General features: G+C 56.2%; 5 protein-coding genes. All 5 read left to right on the top strand.

What is annotated here, in order from left to right; all coding sequences use genetic code 11:
• The first annotated feature begins 945 nt into the window (after positions 1-945).
• Positions 946-1,287, top strand: coding sequence for a hypothetical protein (locus AC4FAH_RS11480; RefSeq protein ID WP_107335218.1), 342 nt, complete (start codon positions 946-948; stop codon positions 1,285-1,287).
• Between the two features lie 86 nt (positions 1,288-1,373).
• Positions 1,374-1,706 carry a hypothetical protein gene (locus tag AC4FAH_RS11475; RefSeq protein ID WP_043335406.1) on the top strand — a complete coding sequence of 111 codons (333 nt, stop codon included), beginning with the start codon at positions 1,374-1,376 and terminating at the stop codon, positions 1,704-1,706.
• 96 nt (positions 1,707-1,802) lie between these two features.
• A complete protein-coding gene (locus AC4FAH_RS11470; protein WP_287020414.1) occupies positions 1,803-2,135 on the top strand; it encodes a hypothetical protein in 333 nt (110 codons plus the stop codon).
• A 115-nt stretch (positions 2,136-2,250) separates the two neighbouring features.
• Complete coding sequence (locus tag AC4FAH_RS11465; protein ID WP_215824133.1) at positions 2,251-2,583, top strand: hypothetical protein; 333 nt, start codon at positions 2,251-2,253, stop codon at positions 2,581-2,583.
• A 528-nt stretch (positions 2,584-3,111) separates the two neighbouring features.
• On the top strand, positions 3,112-3,362 hold a 251-nt coding region (locus AC4FAH_RS11460; protein ID WP_490246063.1), incomplete at its 3' end, for a hypothetical protein.

Raw genomic sequence — 3,362 nt, 5'->3', positions numbered from 1 at the left:
GTCCCCAGGCTGTCATCATTTTGACATCGTTGCGTGGGTCGCCTAAGCGATTGAAAACGTTGAGATTACTTCGCGTGGGTGGGTGAGGGTGCTTCAGTCTGGGTTGGAAGAGCGCTGAATTGATTCGCTGGGGGAATCAATCCTGTTCCGGCGCGGGGATATATCCCGCGGCTCGCGAGGTTCACAATGCACTCCATCAACGTTGCAGCAAATATGCAGGGCTGATGAGGCGGTATTGACCTCGAGCTCTTGGTTGTCAAGCGACATGAATCTTCTCGACATCAGTGGGCAAGACGTCACCGACTGACAGTGTGAGGGGCAGAATCCACACCTTGAACAATCGGTCAATGAATATTCGTAAAGATTGATGTGCACAATTTCTTGCTGCTGGACGCTGTTTTCAGGCGTCTCAGCCAAAGCAAAAAGAAAAATACGCATTTTCTTGTTTTTGTGGCATCCAGTTCTGCTGTGGCGACGTATAACTCATCAGCACAGCAAGACACACCCTGCAGCGTGCAGCATGTTCGACCAAGGTGGTGGGCGAGACACTGTCTTCCTCAACCAAAGTCGATAGTGATCTGCCAGGCCGAAGCGCCGCTCAAGGGGATGGGCCAGCACGCAAACAAGGAATTCTTGCACTCTCCATGTTGTACAAGTCTTTTTCAGAACCGCTGCAATAGCTTTATGGGTGATGAGAGGGGCAGGAGGGGCAAGCGCTGGGGAAGGCCGTTCGTTTCCAGTGGCGTTGCTCAAAGAGAAACAGTGAGCTTCCAGTTGCACGGCTAGTTTGAATGCAGCATAACCATTAGTCTGTTAATCATCGAGACGCAGCACGCACCACAGTCAGTGAAGGCCAGGACCCGGACAGGGGTCAGCAAACCACTCCTTCACTGACTGACAACGACTCAAAGCGGAAGCATCCGCACCAGGACCAGGAGATACACCATGAAAAACATTTCCCTCAAGACTCTGATCGCTACCGTCGCCATCGCCACTGCCAGCACCTCCGTATTCGCAGCCGACGATAGCCCTGCCGCCGTGCGCGTCCAGAACGCCATCAGCAGCCAGCAGATCATGGGCCAGACTCAGCCGGCTGCCACCAGCCAGCAGAGCTTCTCCGAAACGGGCATGAGCGTTGCTGCCGGTCGCGTTGAGCAGGCGCTCAATGCTGACCACATCCGCGGCGTCGATACCGCTGCCGTGTCCCAAGCCAACGCCACCGTCAATGATCAGGGCAAGAGCGTCGCCGCTAGCCGCGTTCAGCAGCACATCAGCGACAACGCCTGAAGCAGAGCGGGTCACACTGACAACTCGGTGACCCCCGAACATCGCCTCACCTGACATTCGACCTTGCCCATTTCTGGAGAATTATCATGAAAACCCTGACTTCCCTGATCGCCGCCGCTGCCATTTCCATTGCTGCCACCGGCGTTGCCACCGCTGATGAAAGTGTTGCCGATGCCCAGGTGCGTGCCGCACTGAGCGAACAGGTCATCCACGGCCAGGCGCAGCCCGCCGCGACGCAGCTGAATGCTGCCGAGTCCGGCATGAGTGCCGCTGCCAACCGTGTCGAGCAGTCCCTGAACGCCGACACCATCAAGGGTGAACAGACGCACGCCGTCTCCCGCGGCCAGAGCCTGAGCAACGACAACGGCAAGAGTGTCGCGGCATCACGCTTTGAAGATGCGCTGAACGACAACGCCTGAGTCTGAAGGTCCTGATTCATGGCCCCAGGCCCGGGTCCACAGCAGCACTGATCTCCCTTTTATCTATTCGTTATTCACTTTTTCTGGAGTCATCTCATGAAAACCCTCAATGCCCTTATCGCCGCCGTTGCCCTGTCCGTGACCGCCACTGGCGTCGCCAATGCCGATAGCGTTGCCGACCAGCAGGTTCGCGCCAACATCAGTGAATCCGTGATCCACGGTCAGGCCCAGCAGGCAGCCACTCAGCAGCAGGCCATCACCGATGCAGGCAAGAGCGTTGCGGCGAGCCGTGTCGAGCAGGCGCTGAACAGCCAGACCATCAAGGGCCAGCAGGTGCAGGTCACTCGCGACACCCAGCAGTTCGTCAATGATTCCGGCAAGAGCGTTGCCGCGTCACGTGTCGAGCATGCCCTGAACGACAACGCCTGATGCGTCGCGCCGTCACGCTGACGGCAGCGAACAAGGACTCTGCTTGCGACCTGGCTGACCTTTTTGACCCAGTTGGCCCGGTTGACCCGAACAAAGATTTCACTGGAGATATTTCATGAAAATGCTCAATACCCTCATCGCCGCCACCGCGCTTTCCGTTGCTGCCACCGGTGCTGCCTTTGCAGACAGCGTCGCTGACCTTCAGGTGCGCTCTGCGCTCAGCGAATCCAGCATCCACGGCCAGGCCCAGTCCGCCGCCGCCGAGCAAGCCACCTTTGCCGATACCGGCATGAGCGTTGCCGCGGGCCGTGTCGAAAGCTCCTTGAACGATGCTGCGATCGAAGGTCAGCGCGAGACACTGGCGTCCGACTCCCAGCAATTCGCCAACGATGCTGGCAAGAGCGTTTCCGCGACTCGCGTCCAGCATGCTCTGAGCGAAAGCGTCTGATTCAGATTGTCTAAGCCAGATTGTCTGATTCAGATTGTTTTAGCCCCGCTCTGATTCGTGACCACGCATAGCAGCAACTGACTCAAGTGTCCCCGCAGCAAGTGTCGTCATGAGCAGCAGTCAGGCCTGAACAGAAGTAGCAATAGCTCGAAGTCCTAAAAGCGTGAACAAGCCAGTCGTAAAGCAGTGTCACTGACACTGATCGCCAGGTGATACCTCGTCGCGAAGTGAAACGACGGTCTGACCCTTCCTGAATGGCCGGTATCTGTCGGGAGTCATCCCGCGCAGCGACGTGCCTCGTACGATGACGTAGAAGGGTCCCGCCATGGGCAAGCCTGAATATCGCGCCATCGTAAGCCGCATCCTTGTGGGTAGTGCTTGTTGATAGTCTTTGATAATTGTTCACGTGGGTAATATAAATTATCAACTCTGATAGATATCCCGCCTGGATATACGCAGTACATGAAGTGATCAATGATGTGTCACTTCATGGCAACTCGATAGTGAAAATGAACGGAGGATAGAAAGATGATCAAGTCATTCATGACTCACGGCCTGGCAGCGTTTGCCCTCGCCACCAGCGGTCTGGCCAGTGCCGATATCAGCACTGATGACAGCAGCAATGCGCGATTCAAAAGCGCTCAATCTCACGGCATTCACAGCGAAGTGCGTGATTATCAGAAGAGCGAAAAGCGCTACGCCGCAAATCCTGACATTCTGATCACCAGCCGTGGCAATGTGTTTGCCGATAGTGATGTGCATGGTGCAGTCGATATCGA

This window comes from Cobetia sp., from assembly GCF_983723665.1.
This window is presented reverse-complemented; position numbering and strand designations above follow the sequence as displayed.